Source organism: Actinomadura sp. DC4, from assembly GCF_030406325.1.
In the GTDB taxonomy this organism is placed as follows: Bacteria; Actinomycetota; Actinomycetes; order Streptosporangiales; family Streptosporangiaceae; genus Actinoallomurus.
The window spans coordinates 12,658-33,998 of sequence record NZ_JAUEQY010000002.1; the positions used below are offsets into that span (position 1 = coordinate 12,658).

Annotated in this window: 22 protein-coding genes and 1 pseudogene; 9 read left to right on the forward strand and 14 right to left on the reverse strand. The window is 70.9% G+C overall.

Going from position 1 to position 21,341, the window contains the following annotated elements:
- Window positions 1-20: 20 nt before the first annotated feature.
- Complete coding sequence (locus QWU11_RS02555) at window positions 21-335, reverse strand: UBP-type zinc finger domain-containing protein (protein ID WP_290103350.1); 315 nt, start codon at window positions 333-335, stop codon at window positions 21-23.
- Between the two features lie 182 nt (window positions 336-517).
- Between QWU11_RS02555 and QWU11_RS02560 the strand changes: the two genes are divergently transcribed.
- Entirely contained in the window at window positions 518-1,432 is a 915-nt protein-coding gene (locus tag QWU11_RS02560) for a LysR substrate-binding domain-containing protein (protein WP_290103351.1), read from the forward strand.
- Window positions 1,433-1,568: 136 nt separating this feature from the next.
- Window positions 1,569-2,678: a N(5)-(carboxyethyl)ornithine synthase gene (locus tag QWU11_RS02565; RefSeq protein WP_290103352.1), complete on the forward strand. Its 1,110-nt coding sequence runs from the start codon at window positions 1,569-1,571 to the stop codon at window positions 2,676-2,678.
- A 295-nt stretch (window positions 2,679-2,973) separates the two neighbouring features.
- Here the strand turns inward: QWU11_RS02565 and QWU11_RS02570 are convergent, their stop codons facing one another.
- From QWU11_RS02570 to QWU11_RS02580, 3 genes and pseudogenes are all read right to left on the reverse strand, one after another.
- Window positions 2,974-3,984: a DNA polymerase IV gene (locus tag QWU11_RS02570; protein WP_290103353.1), complete on the reverse strand. Its 1,011-nt coding sequence runs from the start codon at window positions 3,982-3,984 to the stop codon at window positions 2,974-2,976.
- Window positions 3,985-4,163: 179 nt separating this feature from the next.
- A pseudogene (locus tag QWU11_RS02575) lies at window positions 4,164-4,343 on the reverse strand (helix-turn-helix domain-containing protein); the annotation flags it as partial.
- A complete protein-coding gene (locus tag QWU11_RS02580) occupies window positions 4,340-4,720 on the reverse strand; it encodes an ATP-binding protein (protein ID WP_290103354.1) in 381 nt (126 codons plus the stop codon). The gene QWU11_RS02580 and the pseudogene QWU11_RS02575, both read right to left, overlap by 4 nt.
- Between QWU11_RS02580 and QWU11_RS02585 the strand changes: the two genes are divergently transcribed.
- Window positions 4,692-5,552 (forward strand): helix-turn-helix transcriptional regulator, encoded by an 861-nt coding sequence (locus QWU11_RS02585; RefSeq protein ID WP_290103355.1) that lies wholly within the window; start codon window positions 4,692-4,694, stop codon window positions 5,550-5,552. The two genes, QWU11_RS02580 and QWU11_RS02585, sit on opposite strands and share 29 nt — an antisense overlap.
- A 26-nt stretch (window positions 5,553-5,578) precedes the next feature.
- A complete protein-coding gene (locus QWU11_RS47170) occupies window positions 5,579-5,701 on the forward strand; it encodes a DUF397 domain-containing protein (RefSeq protein WP_354670802.1) in 123 nt (40 codons plus the stop codon).
- 58 nt (window positions 5,702-5,759) lie between these two features.
- On the opposite strand, the gene QWU11_RS02590 is transcribed toward QWU11_RS47170, so the two are convergent.
- On the reverse strand, window positions 5,760-6,692 hold the full coding sequence (locus tag QWU11_RS02590; RefSeq protein WP_290103356.1) for an SDR family NAD(P)-dependent oxidoreductase: 933 nt from the start codon (window positions 6,690-6,692) through the stop codon (window positions 5,760-5,762).
- A 135-nt stretch (window positions 6,693-6,827) separates the two neighbouring features.
- On the opposite strand from QWU11_RS02590, the gene QWU11_RS02595 reads away from it, so the two are divergent.
- Window positions 6,828-7,397 carry a TetR/AcrR family transcriptional regulator gene (locus QWU11_RS02595; RefSeq protein ID WP_290103357.1) on the forward strand — a complete coding sequence of 190 codons (570 nt, stop codon included), beginning with the start codon at window positions 6,828-6,830 and terminating at the stop codon, window positions 7,395-7,397.
- On the opposite strand, the gene QWU11_RS02600 is transcribed toward QWU11_RS02595, so the two are convergent.
- Together QWU11_RS02600 and QWU11_RS02605 are read right to left on the reverse strand one after the other, a co-directional pair.
- Window positions 7,385-8,635, reverse strand: a complete 1,251-nt coding sequence (locus QWU11_RS02600; protein ID WP_290103358.1) for an RNA polymerase sigma factor — start codon at window positions 8,633-8,635, stop codon at window positions 7,385-7,387. The genes QWU11_RS02595 and QWU11_RS02600 overlap by 13 nt on opposite strands.
- A 40-nt stretch (window positions 8,636-8,675) precedes the next feature.
- Window positions 8,676-9,395: a maleylpyruvate isomerase family mycothiol-dependent enzyme gene (locus tag QWU11_RS02605; protein WP_290103359.1), complete on the reverse strand. Its 720-nt coding sequence runs from the start codon at window positions 9,393-9,395 to the stop codon at window positions 8,676-8,678.
- Between the two features lie 257 nt (window positions 9,396-9,652).
- Here QWU11_RS02605 and QWU11_RS02610 point away from each other — a divergent pair, with 257 nt between their 5' ends.
- Entirely contained in the window at window positions 9,653-10,540 is an 888-nt protein-coding gene (locus tag QWU11_RS02610) for an alpha/beta fold hydrolase (RefSeq protein WP_290103360.1), read from the forward strand.
- Between the two features lie 62 nt (window positions 10,541-10,602).
- On the opposite strand, the gene QWU11_RS02615 is transcribed toward QWU11_RS02610, so the two are convergent.
- The 4 genes from QWU11_RS02615 to QWU11_RS02630 all read right to left on the reverse strand — a co-directional run bounded on the left by QWU11_RS02615 (window position 10,603) and on the right by QWU11_RS02630 (window position 13,887).
- Window positions 10,603-10,941 carry a HEAT repeat domain-containing protein gene (locus QWU11_RS02615; RefSeq protein ID WP_290103361.1) on the reverse strand — a complete coding sequence of 113 codons (339 nt, stop codon included), beginning with the start codon at window positions 10,939-10,941 and terminating at the stop codon, window positions 10,603-10,605.
- Between the two features lie 62 nt (window positions 10,942-11,003).
- Window positions 11,004-12,125, reverse strand: coding sequence for an FAD-dependent monooxygenase (locus QWU11_RS02620; RefSeq protein WP_290103362.1), 1,122 nt, complete (start codon window positions 12,123-12,125; stop codon window positions 11,004-11,006).
- Window positions 12,126-12,144: 19 nt separating this feature from the next.
- Window positions 12,145-13,590 carry an aldehyde dehydrogenase family protein gene (locus tag QWU11_RS02625; RefSeq protein ID WP_290103363.1) on the reverse strand — a complete coding sequence of 482 codons (1,446 nt, stop codon included), beginning with the start codon at window positions 13,588-13,590 and terminating at the stop codon, window positions 12,145-12,147.
- Between the two features lie 87 nt (window positions 13,591-13,677).
- Window positions 13,678-13,887 carry a RidA family protein gene (locus QWU11_RS02630; protein ID WP_290103364.1) on the reverse strand — a complete coding sequence of 70 codons (210 nt, stop codon included), beginning with the start codon at window positions 13,885-13,887 and terminating at the stop codon, window positions 13,678-13,680.
- Between the two features lie 63 nt (window positions 13,888-13,950).
- On the opposite strand from QWU11_RS02630, the gene QWU11_RS02635 reads away from it, so the two are divergent.
- Complete coding sequence (locus QWU11_RS02635) at window positions 13,951-14,763, forward strand: class I SAM-dependent methyltransferase (protein WP_290103365.1); 813 nt, start codon at window positions 13,951-13,953, stop codon at window positions 14,761-14,763.
- Here the strand turns inward: QWU11_RS02635 and pgeF are convergent.
- Entirely contained in the window at window positions 14,742-15,458 is a 717-nt protein-coding gene (gene pgeF, locus QWU11_RS02640) for a peptidoglycan editing factor PgeF (RefSeq protein WP_290103366.1), read from the reverse strand. The genes QWU11_RS02635 and pgeF overlap by 22 nt on opposite strands.
- Before the next feature lie 14 nt (window positions 15,459-15,472).
- Window positions 15,473-15,946 carry a hypothetical protein gene (locus tag QWU11_RS02645; protein ID WP_290103367.1) on the reverse strand — a complete coding sequence of 158 codons (474 nt, stop codon included), beginning with the start codon at window positions 15,944-15,946 and terminating at the stop codon, window positions 15,473-15,475.
- A 102-nt stretch (window positions 15,947-16,048) separates the two neighbouring features.
- On the opposite strand from QWU11_RS02645, the gene QWU11_RS02650 reads away from it, so the two are divergent.
- Both QWU11_RS02650 and QWU11_RS02655 read left to right on the forward strand, forming a co-directional pair.
- Entirely contained in the window at window positions 16,049-16,732 is a 684-nt protein-coding gene (locus tag QWU11_RS02650) for a response regulator transcription factor (protein ID WP_290103368.1), read from the forward strand.
- Window positions 16,729-18,000 carry a HAMP domain-containing sensor histidine kinase gene (locus tag QWU11_RS02655; protein WP_290103369.1) on the forward strand — a complete coding sequence of 424 codons (1,272 nt, stop codon included), beginning with the start codon at window positions 16,729-16,731 and terminating at the stop codon, window positions 17,998-18,000. The genes QWU11_RS02650 and QWU11_RS02655 overlap by 4 nt, the downstream gene beginning before the upstream one ends.
- 4 nt (window positions 18,001-18,004) lie before the next feature.
- On the opposite strand, the gene QWU11_RS02660 is transcribed toward QWU11_RS02655, so the two are convergent.
- Window positions 18,005-21,205 carry an NACHT domain-containing protein gene (locus tag QWU11_RS02660; RefSeq protein ID WP_290103370.1) on the reverse strand — a complete coding sequence of 1,067 codons (3,201 nt, stop codon included), beginning with the start codon at window positions 21,203-21,205 and terminating at the stop codon, window positions 18,005-18,007.
- Window positions 21,206-21,341 lie beyond the last annotated feature (136 nt).

Below are 21,341 nucleotides of genomic sequence, written 5' to 3' on the forward strand. Positions count from 1 at the left end.
TTCTCCTTGCTGGCCGGCGCTCAGACCGGGCGCCGGTGGACGTAGCACCAGTTCCAGACCGGCCCCGGCCGCAGTGCGCGCGCGACCGGGTGGTCGGTCTCCTCGTAGTGCGCATAGGCGTGACGTTCCGGCGAGTCGTCGGAGCAGGCCACCCAGCCGCAGCTCAGGCAGGCCACGAGATCGGCCCACTCCGTACCGGCCGCAGTACACTCCCGGCAGACGGCCGAGCCGGGCGGCACCGGTTCGCAGGCGTCGAGATGGCCGCAACGGGGCGTCGCCCCGTTCGGGCTCGCTCTCCGGGCGTCGAGGTCCACGCTCGGTCCGTGCGGAACCATCGCCGTCCTCCGCTTCGCCACGTTTTCCGGTCACTCCCAGTGGACCGTGACCCCGCCCTTACGGAAACCGGCAATACAGGCAAGGGTTATCACCTGCGCTGATCGCCGACTGGATCGCGGCGGTCGGCCATGTGAACCTGTGCGTACGAAGGGGTATCGGAGATGAGCGGAGGTGGCGGAACGTGGAGCTTCGTCAACTGCGCTATTTCGTGACGCTGGCCGAGGAGTTGCATTTCGGCCGGGCGGCGGCGCGGGAGCACATCGTGCAGTCGGCGCTGAGCCAGCAGTTGCAGCGGCTCGAACGCGAGCTGGGCGTTCGCCTGCTGGAGCGCAGCACGCACCACGTGGGGCTGACCGTCGCCGGCGCGGCGTTCCTCATCGAGGCCCGCAAGATCGTCGCGCAGGTGGACCGGGCGGCGCAGATCGCGCGGAACGCGGCCGGGTCCTCACTGCGGCTGCGGGTGGGGATCATCGACGCGAGCTATGACTCGATGCCGCAGATCCTGCACGAGGTCCAGGCGCGCCATCCGGACCTGGTGATCCACCAGGTCGAGGCCGGCGTTCCTGAGCAGTACCAGCAGCTTCTCGACGGCCGCCTCGACGTGGGCATCGGCCGGGCGGCGCTGGCCCCGCCCGGGGTGGCCTCGCACCTGTTCCGCGACGACCCGCTGGGGGTGCTGGTGCCCGACGGGCATCGCTTCACGGCCATGGACGGCGTGCCCGTCGCCACGCTCGCCCGCGAGCCGCTGCTGCTCGCCGAAGACGGGCGGGCGCCGGAGTTCAACCAGTTCGTGGTTGAGATGTGCCGGGCGGCCGGGTTCACACCCGCCGTCTACGAGGGGACGGTCGAGAGCATCCGCGCCGCCGCGTCGCTGGTCGCCGGCGGCCGGTGCCTCTACTGCGTGCCCTCGTCCTGCATCTCCGCGCTCCCGGGGACGATCTGGCGGCCCCTGGTCGAGCCCATGTCGCACTACCCCTGGTCGATCCTGTGGCGAGCGGCCGAGACCTCCGACCTCGTACGCACCGTGATCGACTGCGCGCGGGCGATGTCCAAGCGGCTGGGCTGGCTGGCGTCCCCGGACCCGGCGGCCCGCTGAGGGCCCGTACGGTGATCAGCAACCGTGATGAGCCCTGCTCGGCTTGGTGGTTTCGCCGGGTCGCCCACCCACGGTTGGCTGGGGGGATGCCCTCCACGACCTCATCTCGATCATGAACCGACTCACCCTCGGAGTGATGTCACACTCACGCAAGGAGAACGAGCACCGCCTTCCGATCCACCCGATGCACTTCGAGCGGATCGACCCGGACCTGCGGTCGAGCATCTACCTCGAGCACGGCTATGGCGGGCGCTTCGGCGTGTCCGACAAGGAGCTGGAGCCGTACGTCGCCGGGCTGCGCACCCGCGCCCAGCTCGCCGCCGACTGCGACGTCATCCTGCTGGCCAAGCCGCTGGAGGCCGACCTCGCGGCGCTGCACGAGGGACAGGTGCTGTGGGGGTGGCCGCACTGTGTGCAGAACACGGAGCTCACCCAGCTGGCCATCGACCACGGCCTGACGCTGATCGCGTTCGAGGCGATGAACCACTGGACCGCCGACGGCGGGTTCAGCCTGCACGTGTTCCACAAGAACAACGAGCTGGCGGGGTACTCCTCGGTGCTGCACGCGCTGCAGCTCATCGGCGCGACCGGGGTCTACGGACGGCGGCTGCGGGCTGCGGTCATCGGCTTCGGCGCGACCGGCCGCGGCGCGGTCACGGCCCTCAACGCGCACGGCGTGCACGAGGTGAACATCCTCACCAACCGCGGCGTGACCGCGGTGGCGTCGCCGATCCATTCCGCGCGCATCGTGCACTTCGGGCACGGTCCCCGCGGCAACCACACGCTCCAGAGAGGGGCGCGGAAGCCGCTGGCCCCGTTCCTCGCCGAGCATGACATCGTCGTCAACTGCGTTCTGCAGAACCCCGACGCGCCGTTGACGTTCGTGACCGAGGACGACCTGCCCGCTTTCTCTCCGGGCAGCCTCCTGATCGACGTGTCCTGTGACGAGGGCATGGGCTTCGGGTGGGCCAAGCCGACGTCGTTCACCGACCCGATGTTCGACGTCGGCGACAATGTGCACTATTACGCGGTGGACCACAGCCCGTCGCTGCTGTGGAACTCCGCGACCTGGGAGATCAGCGAGGCGCTGCTCCCCCACCTGCGAGCCGTCCTGGACGGGCCGCCCGCCTGGGAGAACGACCAGACGATCAGGCGCGCCATCGAAATTCAGGACGGCGTCATCAAAAATCCCGCGATCCTGTCGTTCCAGCACCGCTCACCGGAATATCCACATCCAGCGCTTTAGCAGGCGTTTTTCCTTGGATCCAACATTTCGCTTGTCTTAACAGAAGTATTTTCTGCTATTTACTAGTAAGGTCGTCATACCGCTCCCCGCACCCGCCCCTTCGCGTTCAAGATCCTTTCCGTGCAGCTACGGGGGTCCTACCAGCGGAGAGGAGGGATGACATGGCTTACGACTGGCAGAGGAGCAGCTGGAGCGGCAACGGCGGAAACTGCGTTGAGATCGCCGTAGCCGACGACTGACTCTCTGTCGCATGACGAGAGCCCCGCCTCCGCAGTGGCGGGGTTCTCCCGGGGCGTCACCGTTCGAACTCCGCCCGTATGCCAAGAAGGCGCACGGGGCGGCGGGTGGTGAAGCGGCCGAGCGCGGCGACGGCGGCCTGTTCGAGTCGCTCCGTTGCCGGTTCGTCGAGGGTGTGGCCGCGCGTGCGAGTCGTGAACGGGACGTACCGCACCTTGACCACGACCCGGACGACCGGTCGTTGTCCGACCTCACCGGAGACCTGCCGCGCCAGGCGTACGACCTCCCTCCGTACCTCGTCCCAGTCGTCGAGATCGCGCTGGTAGGTGACCTCCCGGCTGACCGAACGCGCGACGTACGGCGCGCCGCTCACGGGTGTGTCGTCCTCGCCCCGGGCGAGCCGCACCAGCCACGGACCGGTCGCCGGCCCCAGCTCTCCGGCCAGCTCCTGCGGGTCGGCCGCCGCCAATTGCCGTACCGTGTCGATGCCCAGCGCCGCGAGCCGCCGGGCGGTCTTGCTCCCGATGCCCTGCAGCGCGTCGGTCGGCCGGTCGCCGAGCACGTCGTACCAGTTGCCGCCGGTGAGCCGGAAGACTCCGCCGGGCTTGCCGAAGCCGGTGGCGAGCTTGGCCTGCAGCCTGTTCCGCCCGATGCCGACGCTGGAGTCGAGCCCGGTCGCGTCGCGTACCCTCCGCCGCAGCTCGGCCGCCACCGCCTCGGGATCGTCGGCGTCGACGGCCACGTACGCCTCGTCCCAGCCGACCACCTCGACGATCGCACCGTACGCCCGCAGGGCCGCCATCACCTTTGCGGAGGCCGCCTCGTAGACGGGCCGGTCCACCGGGAGGAACACCGCCTCGGGACACCGCCGCGCGGCCGTACGGAGGGGAAGCCCGGAACGCACCCCGTGGGCGCGGGCCTCGTAGGAGGCGGTACTGACGACGCCGCGCTTGCCGGGATCACCGTCACCGCCGACGACGATCGGGCGTCCGCGCAGCTCCGGGCGGCGCAGGAGTTCGACCGCGGCCAGGAACTGGTCGAGGTCGACGTGCAGGACCCAGGAGGTCACACTCCATCTTCACCCGGTTTCCCGCCTCGCGCCCCCAGGGTCGTGTGCTGGAGAAGGATTCGCCGCATTCGCCCGGAGCCGCAGCCGAATTGAGCCGCGACCTGGCGAATCGTCCGTCCCTGCCGGTAGAGGCGGACGGCGTCCTCCGCCATGCGCCGCTGCGCCGGATCCGCTGGGATTTCGCGGAGGGCGCGGACGTCACGCCTGCGGTACCGGCGATGGCCGCCCGGAGTCCAGGCCGCGGGCTTGAGCATTCCGAGCCGCGCCCAGCGGGCGATCGTCCCGGTGCGCACGCCGAGCATGGCGGCCACCTCACGCGGCGTGAGCAGGTCATCGTCGTCGTTGTGCACCGTTCTCAGGCCCCGGCCTCGAACCAGACCGTACGGCCGTGGTCTCCGTCGCATGAGCCCCACCGGCCACCGCTGAGGATGTCGAGCAGGTGGAGCCCGCGACCGCTCACCGCCTCCAGGTCCTCGTCGGCGAGGCGCGGGGCGGTGTCCGGCGAGCTCGCGTCGAGCACCTCGACCCGGACCGTACGACCCGCGCCGGAGACGACGACCGTGGCGGTGCCGGGATCTTCGAGGTCGCCGGAGTCGGAGTGGCGGATCGCGTTGGTGATCGCCTCACAGGCCATGAGCACGGCGTCGTCGAGGACCCCGGCGTATCCGTCCGCGAGTAACTTCGCCAGCCAGCGCCGAGGTATCCGAATGCCTACACGGAGTGCACCTACGGTCAAGCGTCGTCGTCTCGCCGCCGAGCTGCGGCGCTACCGCGAGGCCGCGGAACTCACCCTGGACGAGGTGGCCGAACGGCTCGAGTGGTCGAACGCCAAGATCAGCCGGATCGAGAACGCGCGCGTCAGCGTGCTGCCCCGCGACGTGAAGTTCCTGCTGGGCGTGTACGGCATCGACGGCGAACCGCGCGAGGTCCTGCTCACGCTCGCTCGTGAGGCGCGGCAGAAGGGCTGGTGGCACTCGTACGGCGAGGCCATCCCATCCTGGTTCGAGGTCTACATCGGCCTGGAGGCGGAGGCGGTGTCGATCCGTCGTTACGAATCCGAGCTCGTCCCCGGACTGCTTCAGACCGAGGAGTACGCGACAGCGATCTTCCGCGGATTTCTTATGAAGGAAGACGAGATCGAGAAGCGTGTCGCGCTCCGCATGGCACGCCAGGAGCGTCTGACCGGCGACGATGCTCCACAGCTGTGGATCGTGCTCAACGAGAGCGTGATCCGTCGGATCGTGGGAGGCCCTGCCACGATGCACGCCCAGCTCGACCGCCTACTCGACGCCTCACATCTGCCGAACGTCACGATGCAGGTGCTGCCGTTCGCGGCGGGCGCACACCCTGCCATGGATGGCGCCTTCGTCATCCTGAGCTTCCCCGAGCGCACAGACTCGGACGTCGTCTATCTGGAAGAGCAGACCGGAGGGCTGTACCTGGAGAAGGGACACGAGATCGAACGGCATGCCCTGGCTTTCGATCACCTGCGCGCCGCAGCACTGCATCCGGACGCGTCACGGAGGCTCATCTCAGACGTAAGTGATGATTTGTCGCGAGATGCGTAACGATAGGCGGCGAAGGGAGGCGCATGATGAACTACCCCGGCCCGCCCGGCGCCGACTGGCGTAAAAGTAGCCGGAGCAGCGGCAACGGCGGCGACTGCGTGGAGGTCACGCGAGTCGACCGCCGGCAGACAGCGGCTGACGACGAGTAGCACTCCCGAACGAAGGCCTCGCGCCCCCGGCCTGCCGTGGCCGGGGGCTTCGCTCTGCTCAGACGGCCAGGGTTTCGGCCGTGACCTGCCACAGGCGTTCGGCCTGCTCGGGGTCCAAGGCGTAGGCCGCCACGCCGCGGCGGGTGCCCGGCTGGTTGAGTTCGGCCTCGTTGCAGTCCTCGAAATAGCGTCCGCCGACGCCGTCCAGCAGCGGGGACGCCGCTGCCAGCACGGACGTCGCCGCGCCCTGCTCCGGGGTCTTCCACTGCGGCGCGCCGCCGCCGGCCTCGGCGCGGAGGCGCTCCAGGTCCTCGTCCGTGACGTACCGCTGGAGGTTCGTCCGGATTCCGCCCGGCATCAGGGCGTTGACCAGGATGCCGTCCACCGCCCAGCGGCGGGTCGCCTCCACCGCGAACAGGACGTTGGCGGTCTTCGACTGGCCGTACGCCGACCACGCCTCGTACGGGCGTGAGTGGAAGTGGACGTCCTCGAAGACGATCGGCGAGCGCAGGTGGGCGCTGGAGCTGACCGACACCACGCGGGCGCCTCCCGCCGACGCCAGCGCGTCGTGCAGGCCGGTGGTGAGGGCGAAGTGGCCGAAGTGGTTCGTGGCGAACTGCAGTTCCCAGCCCTCCGGCGTACGCGTCTCCGGGGCGGCCATCACGCCCGCGTTGTTGACCAGGATGTGCAGCGGGCCGGCCCAGGCGGCGTTGAACGCGGCCACGGAGCCAAGGTCGGCCAGGTCGAGGTCGGCGACGAGGATCCGCTTGTTGTCGGTGGTGGCGATGATGTCCTCGGCCGTACGCTCGCCGGCCGCACGGTTCCGGACCGCGAGGGTCACCTCCGCGCCGGCGCCGGCCAGGGCCCGCGCGGTCTCGATGCCGATGCCCGACGCGCCTCCGGTCACGATGGCGCGGCGGCCCGTCAGGTCGACGCCGTCGAGGACCTCGGCGGCCGTGGTGGCGAACCCGTACGGAGTGGTGATGGTCATGGGTGTTCCCGTCTCGCCGGGCGCCCGCAAAGCGGCGTCCAGCCGGTAAAATGTAAAGCGGAGGAACCTCCGTTATGCCTCCACACTAAGCGGAGTTTCCTCCACTTAGCAACGACCACCCTCCGGGAGGACTCCGTGGCCACCGGCGCCCGACCACTGCGCGCCGACGCGCAACGCAACCGCGACCGCCTTCTGGAGGTCGCCGTACGCGCGTTCTCGCAGGTCGGACCGGACGCCACCCTCGACTCGATCGCGAAAGAGGCAGGCGTGGGCATCGGCACGCTCTACCGCCACTTCCCCACGCGCGAGGCGCTGATCGACGCGGCTTACCGCAACGAACTCGCCCGCCTCTGCGACGCCGCCGCCGAACTCGTGGAGACCCTGCCCCCGGACGAGGCAATCCGTACGTGGATGGACCGGTTCGTCGACTACATGACGACGAAGCGCGGCATGTCGGACGCGCTGCGCGCCGTCATCGCCTCGGGCGGCAACCCGTTCGAGGAGAGCCGCCAGCGCCTGACCGCCGGGATCACGACGGTGCTCAAGCCGGGCGTCGAGGCCGGCACCGTACGCGCGGACGTCGAGCCGGGCGACATCCTCGCGAGCCTGAGCGGCGTCTCCCTCGCCGCCGGCGACCCCTCCCAGCGCGACCAGGCCGGCCGCCTCCTCGACCTCCTGATGGACGGCCTCCGTTACCGCCGCTGAACCTCGGCGAGCCGGCGGTCCAGGTAGCGGCGTTCGGTGTCGGTCGTGGTCAGGTCCAGGGCCGAGCGGTACGCGGCGGCGGCCTCCGCGGGCCGGCCGGCGCGGCGGAGCAGGTCCGCGCGGGTCGCGGGCAGCAGGTGGTAGCCGGCCAGCGCGCCCGAGCTCTCCAGTGACTCCACCAGTCCCAGGCCCGCCGCCGGGCCGTCGGCCATGCCCACCGCGACCGCGCGGTTCAGCTCCACCACCGGCGACGGGACCAGCCGTACGAGCCGGCCGTACAGCGCGGCGATCTGCGGCCAGTCCGTCTCGGCGGCGGTACGCGCGGTGGAGTGGCAGGCGGCGATGGCGGCCTGCACCTGGTACGGCCCGGGTGCGCCACGGCGCAGCGCGCCATCCAGCAGGGCCACGCCCTCCTCGATCTCGGCGGAGTCCCAGCGCGTACGGTCCTGGTCATCCAGCGTCACCAGGTCGCCGGCGGCGTCGACGCGGGCCGCCCGGCGGGCGTCCTGCAGCAGCAGGAGCGCGAGCAGGCCGGCCGCCTCGGGCTCGGCGGGCATCAGCCGGACGAGGACCCGCGCCAGGCGGATCGCCTCACCGCTGAGGTTCTGCCGCAGCAGCTCCGCGCCCGCCGTCGCCGAGTAGCCCTCGTTGAACAGCAGATACAGCACGGCGAGCACCGCGGGCAGGCGTTCGGGGAGCAGGTGCGGGGGCGGCACGCGGTACGGGATGGCGGCGTGCCGGATCTTCTGCTTGGCCCGTACGAGCCGCTTGGCCATCGCCTGCTCGGCGACGAGGAACGCGCGGGCGATCTCGGCGGTGCTCAGCCCGGCGAGCGTGCGCAGGGTGAGGGCGATCCGGGCCTCCGGGGCGAGCGCCGGGTGGCAGCAGGTGAACATCAGGCGCAGCCGGTCGTCGGGCACGCCGCTGTCGTCGGGCTCCGGCTCGTGGGCCATGGCGGCGGCCTCCCGCAGCTTGGCCGCGCCGACCGCCTCTCGGCGCAGCCGGTCGATGGCGCGGTTGCGCGCGGCGGTGGTCAGCCACGCGCCGGGACGGCGCGGGATCCCGTCGCGCGGCCAGCGCCGCAGCGCGGTCGCGAAGGCGTCCTGCGCGCACTCCTCGGCGAGGTCCCAGTCGCCGGTGATCCGGATCAGGGTCGCGACGACCTGGCCCCACTCGTCGCGGAACGCCTGGGCGACCGCGGCCTCGACCTCGGCCTCACCGGAGATCAACGAGTCCATGCATCCACGACGAACGGGAAGGCGCGGGAAGGACGACCGGTCACGAGGGGCGCCAGCCGGGGGTGGGCAGCGGCCAGGCCGACGGGGCCGCCGGCCACTCCTCATGCACCGAGCCGCCGCGCCCGGTGAGCCAGCCGAGGAGTTCGTGGCCCGGCGCGCTGACCTCCGACCCCTCGCCGAGGGACACGTCGACGTCCATGTCGGTGGCGCGGACGCGGCCGGCGGCCAGGCCGCCGTCGAGCTGGACGGCGCCCAGAGTGTCCGTCAGCTCCCATTCCACGTACGCCCGCGGCCAGTCGGTGTGGGTGTAGCCGAAGGCCAGGTCGAGGTGGTGCGCCTCCAGCTCCCGCCAGCGGCGGTTGAGCACGAACCAGGCCGGGTGCGGCCAGCCGGCACGAGCACGGATCATGACCGGCCACGCCGACGCGGGCATCGTCCCCGCCTGCAGCGCGAAGCGCTCGACCGCGACGCGCAGCTCCGCGCGCAGCTCGGCGATCGGCCGCCCGGCGTTGGTCTCGACGCCGGCGTCGCGCGCCGCGTCGCTGGGGTACTGCGGGACCTCCACGCCGGTACGAGCCCATTCGAGCAGGTTCCAGCACGAGTCGGTGTTCCGTATGAGATGCGCGAGAACGTGCCCGCGCGTCCAGCCCGGGAGCCGCGACGGCTCGCCCAGGTCCCGGTCGGTCAGTTTCGCCGCGGTCGCCGTCAGGCGCTCGCTCGCCGCGTCGATCTCCGCGAGAGTCTCGCGTACGTCCTCCACCGGTCTCTCCTCCTGCCGTCGGCGCTGCCCATGATGCATCATCCGTCGCCCCGGCCCGTACGGATGAGACCGGCCAATGGACGGCCCCAAACAGCACAAAAGCACACAAGAAGCCCAATACGGTTATCCAACCGTTATCAATGACTAACTGGTCAAATACCTACTGGCGAGTTACTTTACTCGTCAGTAACCTCTTGTGTGACCTGGTTCACACTCGTGGCGCACCGTCCCCTGCCTCCAAGCCCCCGGGAGGATCCGTGCCGCCCCGTCTCCGCGCCCTACGGTCTCTGCTCGTCATCGCCACCGCCGCCCTGACCACCTGCGTCATGCTCGGTGGCCCCGCGCACGCCGCCGGTCCCGTCGACGCCGCCAAGGCCCTCGCCGCTCCGGGCCTGGCCGGCGCGAACAACTGGTCCTGCAAACCGAGCGCCGCGCATCCCCGCCCCGTCGTCCTCGTCCACGGAACATTCGCCGACGGAACGGTCAACTGGCTCGCTGACGCGCCCATTCTCGCGTCGCGCGGCTATTGCGTCTTCGCGCTGACCTACGGCGCCGTGGCCGGCGTCCCGCTGCTCCGCGCGATCGCGCCGGTGGCCGACTCCGCCGCGCAGTTGTCCACCTTCGTCAACGGCGTTCTCGCCGCCACCGGAACCTCGCAGGTCGACATCGTCGGGCACTCCCAGGGCGGCATGATGCCGCGCTACTACCTGAAGTTCCTCGGCGGTGCCGGCAAGGTGCACACCCTGGTCGGCCTGGCGCCCTCCAACCACGGCACCACGCTCGACGGCATCGCCACCCTGGCCCAGCAGTTCCCCGGCGCGATCGGCCTCGTCGCCGCCGGCTGCCCGGCCTGCGCCGACCAGGTCGTCGGATCGCCCGTGCTCACCCGGCTGAACGCGGGCGGCGACACCGTGCCCGGCGTGTCCTACACCGTCATCGCGACGCGGTACGACGAGGTCGTGACGCCGTACGCCACGCAGTTCCTCAGCGGGAGCGGCGTCCACAACGTCACGGTGCAGAACCTCTGCGTCGCCGACATCTCCGAACACGCCGCGATGGCCTTCGACCCGGTCGTCCTGCACGAGACCGAGAACGCCCTCGACCCGGCGCACGCCTCCAGGACCACCTGCTTCTCCCACGGCTGACACCAGGCCCCGCCAAGCGGGCGCCGGGAACCCGAACGCGGGTTCCCGGCGCCCGTGCCGTGTCAGGCGATCCAGCCGTTGGTACGCGCCTGGTAGAGCTCGTCCCGCGCCTCGCGGGTGTCGAGCATCTCCAGTCCCCGGATCGCCCAGAATTGCACCGACTCGTCGTCGCTCTCCAGCTCACCGGCCAGCACGCGAAGCGCACTCGGCGAGCGCGCCTCGGAGATCAGCTCCAGCAGCCAGCAGCGCAGCTCGTCGTCCTGCTCGCGAGAGAACTCCTCGATGAGCTCGTCGACATAGGCGTCCGCGTGCTCACGCAGGAAGTCGAAGCCGCGCGTGCTGATGCGGGCATCCGGGCTCCGCATCGACTCCAACGCCTGCGCGAAGCGCTGGTTGGTCATCAGGTCCTCCGCCCACGATTACGAACGCATCGCATCGTAGAGGACAACACCGACGAAAACGCTCAGAGCGGACCGGCCCAGTCGAGCTGCCGCGCCAGTTCCTCCGGCGGGATCCCGGCCGGTGCTCCGGGCGAGCGTCGCGGCGCGCCCCCGGCGGTCAGCCGGGCGCTGTTCGCCACGTTGAGCTCCACCCGAGGCCGCCGCAGCCGCTCGTACGTCTCGAAGGCCGTGGACGGCGCGTCCCGCAGCGCCTTGGCCAGGATGACCGCGTCCTCCAGCGCCATCGAGGCGCCCTGCCCGGTGGCGGGCGAGGCGGCGTGCGCGGCGTCGCCGACGAGCAGCATCCGCGCGGTGCGCCAGCGGGCGACCTCCGGCAGGTCACAGGCGTTGGTCACCATCAGCCGCTCACCGGTGGCGGCGACGATGTCCGCGGCCGGGGTGGCGTCGGGACGCAGCAGCGGCACGAGCCATGCGCGCAGCCGGGCGGGCGTCTCGTCCTCCCCGGCAGGGCCGGTCACCCGGGCGAACCAGTACGTCTCCCCACCGGGCGAGACGGCGTGCCCGAACGCGACGGCGCTGCCGCGGATCATCTCGATGGACTCCGCCGCCGCCCCGCGTACCGCCTCGGTCGTGTAGCCGTAGCAGACGCGCTGCCCGGCATAACGCGGCGGAGCGGCCGACGGATCGATCAGTGACCGTACGGTCGAGTCGATCCCGTCGGCACCGATCAGCAGCTCTCCAGTGGCACTCGTGCCATCGCCGAAGACCGCCGTGACCTGCGAGGAGTCCTCGGTGGCGGAGACCAGCCGTTTTCCCTGCCGTACGGCGATGCCCCGGCGCAGCACCTCGGCCCGCAGGGCGGCGCACAGCGAGGCCCGGCGCAGGCAGCGGTAGCGCGTGAGCGGCTCCTCGTGCAGGCCGAGGGGTACGGAGGCGAGCTCGGCTCCGTCGTGGCCGACGACGCGCATCGTGGTCAGCGGGAATCCCGCCTCGGCCACCGGCCCGGCGGCGCCGAACTGGGCCAGCGCGAGCATCCCGTTGCTCGCCAGGGTGAGGAACGCGCCGACGTCCTGGTCGCTGCGTGGATGCGCCTCGTACACGACGGGCTCGGCGCCGGCCTTGTGCAGGGCCAGCGCCGCCGCGAGCCCGCCGACACCGCCGCCGACGATCAGGATGCGCGTCATCCGCCCAGTCAACCAGTGGCTAGCCGGAGAACCACCGCATCGGCGTCGGGGCGATGTTGTGATAGATGTGCTTCTGCTCCTGGTATTCCGCCAGCCCGGAGGGGCCCAGCTCACGGCCGACCCCGGACTTCCCGAAGCCGCCCCACTCGGCCTGCGGGAGGTAGGAGTGGAAGTCGTTGATCCAGACCGTGCCGTGCCGCAGAGCCCCGGCGACGCGCTCGGCCCGGCCCGCGTCGGTGGTCCAGACCGCGCCGGCCAGGCCGTAGTCGGTGTCGTTGGCGAGCCGGATCGCCTCCTGCTCGCTCTCGAAGCGCTCCACGGTCAGCACCGGCCCGAACACCTCCTCCCGTACGACGGCCATGTCGCGCGTGCAGTCCGCGAGCACGGTCGGGCGGAGGAAGAAGCCCTTGGCCAGGGAGGGTTCCGGCGGGCGCATGCCCCCGGCGAGCAGCCGCGCGCCCTCGGCGAGCGCCCGTTCGATGTGGGCCTCGACCTTGACGCGGTGCTCGGCCGAGACCAGCGGCCCGCACTCGGTGGCGGGGTCCAGCCCGTTGCCGAGCCGGATCCGGTCGGCGCGCGCGGCGAGTTCGGTGACGAAGCGGTCGTGGATCTCGCCTGCCACGATCAGCCGGGAGCCGGCCGAGCAGACCTGCCCGGAGTGCAGGAACGCGGCGGTGAGCGCGTAGTCGACCGCGGTGTCGAAGTCGGCGTCGTCGAACACGACGTTGGGGTTCTTGCCGCCGAGTTCGAGCGTCACGCGCCGTACGCCCTCGGCGGCAGCGGCCATGATCTCCTGGCCGGTGGCCAGGCCGCCGGTGAAGGAGATCAGGTCGACGCCGGGGTGGGCGACCATGGCCCGGCCCACGGTGTCGCCCCGGCCGAGCAGAAGGTTGACGACGCCGGGGGGCACCGCCGCCTCCTCGGCCAGTTCGACGAGCGCGACGGTGGTCAGCGGGGTCAGCTCGCTGGGCTTGAGCACGACCGTGTTGCCGGCGGCGAGCGCGGGGGCCAGCTTCCACGACATCTGCAGCAGCGGGTAGTTCCACGGCGTGATCAGCGCGCAGACGCCGACCGGTTCGTGCACGATGCGGCTGACGACGTCGGGCAGGCCCGCGTCGACCACACGCCCGGCGTCGGTACCGGCGAGCCCGGCGTAGTAACGGAAGACCGCGGTGACGTCGTCGACGTCGGCCTGGCCCTCCTTGAGCGTCTTGCCGGTGTCGAGGCTCTCGGACCGGGCGATGAGCTCCCGGTCGCGTTGCAGCAGGTCCGCGACGCGCCACAGCGTACGGCCGCGCTCGACCGAGGGCGTGCGCGGCCAGGGGCCGGAGTCGAAGGCGGTACGGGCGGCGGTGACGGCGCGGTCCACGTCGTCGGTGGACGCCTCGGCCAGGGTCTCGAGCTCGCGGGCGTCGAAGGGGTTCACGGTCGGCGACGACGCCTCGGATGAGGAGGCGGTCCACATCCCGTCGATGTAGAGGTCCTTGATGCCGAGTTCCTCCCGTCTTCACCCCCCGGTGCATACGTTTGTAGACAGAGCGGGTGACCAGTGTCAATCGACGACGCGGCCGAGCAGCGTGCCGATGTTCGCGAACGCCTGCCGTGTCTGCGACTCGCCGTCCGGGCCGGCGAGCGTGCCGTCCTCGCGCGCGCCGATCCGGCCGGAGATGAAGACGAGCTCGTGGTCGGCCGGCACCGCGGCCAGGTGGCTGTACTGACCGACCGGGGGCGCGAGGCCGGCCGGGCTCCATCGACGGATCATGGTCCTGAACCGTACGGGAAAATTAGGTGCGGGCCGCGGCCACGGCAGGTCACCATCGAGGGCATGGACGGGACCGCGCCGGAGATCATCGACTACTACACCTCCGTGTACGACGAGGCGAGCCGCCTGTCGGCCCGTTCCGACGGCCGGCTGGAGTTCCTCCGCACCCAGGAGCTGCTCCGCCGCCATCTCCCCGCGCCGCCGGCCGGCGTGCTCGACGTCGGCGGTGGTCCCGGCGTGCACGCGCGGTGGCTCGTGGCGGACGGCTACGCGGTCCACCTGGTCGACCCGGTCGAGCGTCACCTGCGGCAGGCGGAGTCCAGCGGCTGCGGTACCGAGCTCGGCGACGCGCGGTCTCTCACGGCCGCCGACGCGAACTATGACGCCGTCCTCCTGCTCGGGCCGCTCTACCACCTGACCGAGCGGGACGACCGCGTACGAGCGCTGCGCGAGGCGCGCAGGGTGCTCCGGCCCGGCGGGACGCTGGCGGTCGCGGCGATCAGCCGGCACGCCGCCCTGCTCGACCTCGCGGCCATCGGCCGGCTCGACCGGGACGCGGCGGACATCCTGTCGCTCGTCCTCGCCACCGGCCGCCACGACGACCGGCTCGGCTTCACGACCGCCTACTTCCACACCGTCGGCGAGCTGCGGTCGGAGGTGACCGAGGCCGGGTTCGCGGGCGTCCGGATCTACGGCGTCGAAGGTCCGGCGTGGCCGGCGCTCAAGGGCATCGAGGTACGCACCGGCGAGTCCCTGACCGGCTCTCCGCTGGCCGAGTCCGCGCTCCTCGCCGCGCGCATCGCCGAGTCCGACCCGGCTCTGCTGGCCGCGAGCTCCCACCTCCTGGCGGTCGCTCAGTCGTCGAGCCAGACGTAGCCGGCGAAGCGGCCCGTCTCACGGTCACGGCGGTACGAGTAGAGCTCCGGGGTCTCGATCGTGCAGCGGCCGTCGTGCCGGACGCCGGTGACGCCCTCGGCGGTGAGCTGCGCGGCGACCCCCGCGCGCACGTCGAGGGCCGGTGTGCCCTGCCGGGTGGTCGACCACGTCTCCGGCAGGCCGGCGGCGACCTCGTCGCGCAGCTCGGCGGAGACCTCGTAACAGAGCCCGCACGCGGATGGGCCGACCAGCGCCGTCATCCTGGCCGGGTCGGCGCCTCGCTCCGCCATCGCGCGTACGAGCGCGGGGACCACGCCCAGCGCCGTACCCACCCGTCCTGAGTGGGCCGCGCCGACCAGTCCGGCCTCGGCATCGGCGAGCAGGACCGGCACGCAGTCCGCGACGAGCACGCACAGGCCCAGGCCCGGCCGGTCGGTGAACATCGCGTCCAGGGCCGGCGGCTCGGCGCCGAAGGGCTCCGTGACGTACGCGGTCTCGGCGCTGTGGACCTGCCGCATGTACACCACCCGGGACGGGTCGAGGCCGAACTCCAGCGCCGTCTTCTCGCGGTTCTGGCGTACGGCCCCGGGGTCGTCGCCGACCGCGCCGCCGAGATTGCGGCTGTCGTACGGGGCGACGCTGGCCCCGCCGAACCGGTCGGTGATGGCCAGGTGAACGCGTTCGGCCGAACTCATCCGCCGAGGGTAACTCAGCCCCTGCCGCGACGGCCGCGGCGGTGCCCGTCGTCCTTGGCCGAACGCAGTTCCGGGGTGCCGTTGTCGCAGGTCACGGTGACCGCGTACTCCTCCTCGTCCGACTCGAGGGTGAGGGAGACGGACGCCGCCGGGTCGTGGCGGAAACCGCTGGAGTGGAAGCCCTGGGCCGGGATGACCGCCACGACCGTCACCTTCCCGCCCGTACAGCGGGCGGTCACGGTGCCGCCGCCGGCCGCGAGGTTCTTGGCGACGCCGCCGGCCGGGGTGACGCTCAGGGTCGGGGCCGGGGTCGTCGGGGTCGCCCCGGGCCGGCTGAGCGCACGGTGGATCGCCTCGTCGTCCAGCGGCCGCACGTTCTTGCCGGTGATGCCGTCCTCGAGCATGTCGAGGGTGGCGATTCCCGCCGTCGTGGCGGCCACCGCGAGCACGAGCCAGCCGACGATGCCGAGAAGGACGCGCCGGTTCATTCCGCCATCATGCCCCGGCGCACCGATAAGACGGGGTTAAGAGGGAGGTAAGCCGCGTCTCACCAGGAGCGCGGCCGTACCGCCACGAGTTACGGTGCACACGTGCCCCAGGTGCTCATCGTCGAGGACGACGACAAGATCCGTACGTCGCTGGTACGGGCGCTCACCGACCACGGCCATGCCGTCTCCTCCGCGCACACCGCGATGAGCGGGCTGCGGCAGGCGGTCGAGGACCGGCCGGACGTCGTGGTGCTCGACCTCGGCCTGCCCGACCTGGACGGCCGCGAGGTCCTGCGCATGCTGCGCGCGGTCAGCCGCGTACCGGTGATCGTCGCGACCGCGCGGGACGACGAGGAGGAGATCGTCCGCGTGCTCGACGCGGGCGCGGACGACTACCTCATCAAGCCGTTCGGCGCGGCCCAGCTGGAGGCGCGCATCCGCGCGGTGCTGCGGCGGGCGACCGAGCAGGAGGCCAGCCCCTCGCTCGTGATCGGCGACCTGACCGTTACGCCCCGGGCCCGCGAGGCCGTACTCGCCGGGGTCACGCTGGACCTGTCGCCCCGGGAGTTCGACCTGCTGCACTACCTCGCCGCGCGGCACGGCGAGGTGGTCACCAAGCGGGACCTGCTCACCGATGTCTGGCGCGTGCCGTACGGCGGGGCGGACAAGACGGTCGATGTGCACCTGTCCTGGCTCCGGCGCAAGCTGGGCGAGACCGCCCAGCAGCCGCGATACCTGCACACCGTACGCGGGGTCGGGGTGAAGCTCGTGGATCCGGGCCGATGAGGCGCCGGCTCACGCTGCTCGTCGCGGCGACGACCTCGCTGGTGCTGGTCGCCTTCCTGGTGCCGCTGGCCCTCCTGGTCCGTACGGTCGCCGCCGACCGCGCGGTCAGCGGCGCGACGCTGGAGGTCGAGTCGCTGTCGTCCCTGGTCGCGACCGTCGACCGCCCGTCGCTCGCCCTGGCGCTCGAACAGGCCGGCACCAGTGGCGGACGGCCGGTCACGGTGTTCTTCCCCGACGGCACCACGCTCGGCGCCTCGGCCCCCCGGTCGGCCGCGGTCGAACTGGCGGCGCGCGGCAACAGCGTCACGGCCCAGGTGGCGGGCGGCCGGGAGATCCTCGTCGCGGTCGAGGGCATGCCGGCGGGCATCGCGGTCGTACGGACCTATGTGTCCGACGGCGAGATCCGGCACGGCGTCGCGCGGGCCTGGCTGATCCTCGCGATCCTCGGGGTGGCCCTGCTCGGGCTCGGCCTGCTGGTCGCGGACCGGCTCGCGAGGTCGCTGATCGGCTCGACCCGCGACCTGGCCTCGGTCTCCCACCGGCTGGCGGCCGGAGAGCTCGACGCGCGGGCCCGCCCGGCGGGCGCTCCGGAGCTGCGGGAGGTCTCCGGAGCGCTCAACCACCTGGCCGGCCGGATCAGGGAGCTGCTGGCCGCCGAACGCGAGGCGGCGGCGGACCTGTCCCACCGGCTGCGGACGCCGCTGACGGCCCTGCGGCTGGAGCTGGAGTCGCTGCGCGACCCGGCGGAGGCGGCCCGCGCGGAGGCGTCGGTCGCGGCACTCGAACGCGCCGTCAGCCAGATCATCGCGGACACCCGCCGCCCGGCGCGCGAGAGCACGGGCCGCTGCGACGCGGCGGAGGTCGTCGCGGACCGGGTGCGCTTCTGGACCGTACTGGCCGAGGACCAGGACCGCCCGCTGACCGCGCCGTCTCCGCCGGGGCCGCTGCCGGTCGCGGTGTCGCGGGAGGACCTCGCGACGTGCGTCGACGCGCTGCTGGGCAACGTCTTCGCCCACACACCGGAGGGCACGGGACTCACGGTGAGCCTGGACCCGCGCCCGTCCGGCGGCGCCCGGCTGACGGTGGCCGACGAGGGGCCGGGCTTCGGCCCGGCGGACCCGCTGGAGCGCGGGGTGAGCGGCGCGGGTTCGAGCGGCCTGGGCCTGGACATCGTCCGCCGTACGGCCGAGTCCTCCGGCGGCTCCCTGTCCGTCGGCGACTCCCCGACCGGCGGCGCCCAGGTCACGCTGGATCTCAGCGGGCCATGACGGCCTACTCTCGGACCATCGCCATGACGATCGTCTCGGACGGCAGGTCCTCTCCCCGATATCGCCGCTGCAACCACGTGACGCCGGCCGCGACCTGCCGGAACATGTCGCCGATGTCCTCCCCCGCCACGAGGTCCGCCTCGACGGCCAGGCAGAGCGCCGCGACCCTGATGGCCGTTCCGCGCTCGGCCGTCAGTTTGACGCGCCGTGAGAAGACGTTCACCGCCAAGTCCTGAAAGCGCTGCGTGATGTCGAAAGCCCACCTCTGGGACGGCGACTCGCACGGCAATGACCGGAGTTCGCTCACTGCGGCGCGTACCAGCCCCGCCAGCCCGTCAGATGAAATGTAATATCCGCCCCAAGCGAGTCGCGACGTATTCACAAGAGCAGAACAGAAGCGGGTCATCGACGGATGCGTCGACCCGTACTGCGACGCCTCTCGTGCCGCCCGCGCGAAGGCAAACCCAACGGACCCCTCCAGATCATCGATTTCGGGTCGGCTGAACACGCGGTCCACAAGAAGGATGGCATCAACACCAACAATGCGATCCAGCTCGAGAATACGCTCGATCAATCCATCCAGAATGTGGTCGAGGTCGAGCACCAGCGGTCTCAGGAGATCAAAGTGGGGTGCTTGGGACAGAGCGACGCCGACGGCGGCGATCCGTACGGTTATTCCGTCGAAAGCGGACGAGACATCCGGGTCGGCGTAGGTACAGGAAACCGCCTGGTCCATGCTGATCGCGTAGTCAAGGGCACGGACCAGCGTTCGCGCGCTGCGAACGTCCAGACCCGGACTGTGATTAAGCGCATGGTCGAGCTCATGCGCGAGTGAGCCGTGGCGAGAGATGCCGAAGACGCGATCCAGGTTGGCGGCCCTCTCAAGGGCCCGCCCCAGCGAGCGGGACTGGTCCGCGCCGAACACTCCACGGACCAGCGCGACGACGACTTTCGCCCGGACCAGAATCGGGATGCTGCGCCTCAGCTCGGTCGGAAGGAAGTCCGCCGCGAGATACTCCTCTATTAGAGCTGAAGGTATCTCTCCTGGATGGCGGGCTTCTTCCGGCGTCCATAGTTCCGTTAGGGTTCCGTCCCTCTCGGAGGAAAGCCATACGCTGTGGACCCCATCATTGATGGCACGCCACACGGGATCCTCGACCTCATCACCAAACGGCAGCCGATAGGTCGGGTCGGCCCTGATGAGGTCGTTGGCCCAGCGGACGAACGCTTGAGCGTCCGCACCTCGCATGCCGGCGACGATCTGTCCCGAGGGTGGGGTGTCCTGGTCGGGAGCGTCCAGAACACGGCTCGCCTCGCCGGACCTGGCCGTGTCTTCTAGGAAGTACCGGTAGATCTCGTCGGTGACCCCCTGGACGCAGAGGCGCGATCCCCGCGCGACCTTGACCGCCTTGCGCCTGTACTGCGCCAGCGTCACGCCGACCATCAGCCGCCGACGCGAGTCCATATCGGACGTGAGCCCCTCGGCCCGGAGCTTCTCCAACTGTCCCTTCAGGGAGTCGTCCAGTTCGTTGGCCTCCTCCGCGCAGTCGAACGCGAGGTCGAGAGCCGAGACCGTGTTGGCTTCCAGGCAGGCGGCCACGATGGGGCCGGCGTCCGCTCCCGCCACGTACAGCAGTGTGCACTCGCGCCACCACACGTCGCCGACCACCGACACAAGGGTCGAGGTCAGTCCCTTGTCCCTGATGTGCGCGGCCGCGAGGTATTCCTGGAACGTGAGGTGGGCGAAGGCGTAGACGCCGTTCTCGCGTTCGACGAAGAGCCCGTTGACTCCCGCATCGACCAGGATGTCCATGGGCCGCTGGAGCCGCGTGATGTTCCGCAGCGAGGATTCCAGCACGTCGCAGGCTTCCTCTTGTGTCAGGTCGCGGACCCGGCGGAGCATCATCTCGTACGCGAGGACACGCATCAGCGTCTCCTTCTGGCTGCCGCGCGGGTCCACCGAGAGCTTCTTGGCCTGCTGTCGGCGCCATAGCAGGACTTGGCAGATCTGGCCGTACAGGTCCGCCCTGCTGTCCGGCAGCGCTCCCTGGTAACGATGCACATGAACGATCATGGTGAGCAGCAGCGGGTTGACGGTCAGGTCGTCGAGTGCCGGGTTGTCCTCAAGAAGACCGAGAAGGTCTTCGGCCTCTTCGTAGGCTCGCCGCGCGAACTCGTCGGCCGCGGCTCCGCGATCTTCGTCAGGGGCCCGTGTGCTGTGTCTTTCCACCGCCAGGTACCAGCCGTGGACGAATCGCGAGACCTGGTCACGGGTGAAACGCCGCGTCTGGACGACGATCGCACCTTCCACCGGAGCGGTACGGAAGCCCTGGGGCCGGGAGGTGATCACGAAGTCGTTCTTCGGATGCCGCTTGACCTGGAGACCGACCCAGTCGGAGATGGCCTGGCGGTCCTCCTGCCGGGCCACCTCGTCCAGTCCGTCCAGCAGGACCACGCATCTTCCATCGCGCAGCCGCCGGCGGAACCAGCCGTCCGGCTCGGTGATGCCATATCTCGTCAGCGCCGCGCCGAGGAGCTCGGGAAGGGACACGTCGTCGCGTGCGGTGATCGCGGCGACGTGGTCCCGCAAGTAGAGCAGGATCGGGACCGTTCGCCGCTTGCTCCGGCGGCCTCCCCGGCGCCGGCAGAGTTCACGCGCGGTGTGGCGCAGCAGTGTGGTCTTGCCGCTCCCCGGAGCGCCGACCACGGCCACGACCGCCGGTTTGGGCTGACCGATGAAGTCGGCGATCGACCGTCGCTCACCTCCGGCCGCCAGGCGGTCGGTTAGGTCGCTGTCCGACACCTCACCCGGATTGCGCGGCATGAGCCCCACGTCCACGTAGACCTCGTCGAGTTCAGGGGTGAAGAATCCGCGATTGGCGAGTCCCTTCAGGTCGAGTAGGCGCAGGTCGTTCAGGAGATGGTCGCGGTAGCGGCCGCCGAAGCGGGCAAGCCATCGATCCAGTCCCTGGCCGATGCGATCGACCACGCGTTCCTTGTACTTACGCCGCCATAGCTCGCGGGCGAGCCCCATCAGGACGAGCAGGGCCACTCCGGCCGCCGCGAGGCCGGTCGCCTCCACCGGGTGCCGGGAAATGGCCTGCCATTTAATGCCTGCGAAAAGGGCACTCGGCACCCCCAGCAACGCGGCCAGCCACCCAGGCGGAACAAGTCGATCACCTTTCGGCTCGACCTTATTATCCATATCCTTTATCACAAACCTCGAAACACAGGGCCTTATGGGAACGGTGCGCCGACTGTACTCGCTAACGAGCGGGGTCGCTGGTGAACAAACAATCATAAGTCCTCCATGCGCCATTGGACTTAATGTGCAATTTTGC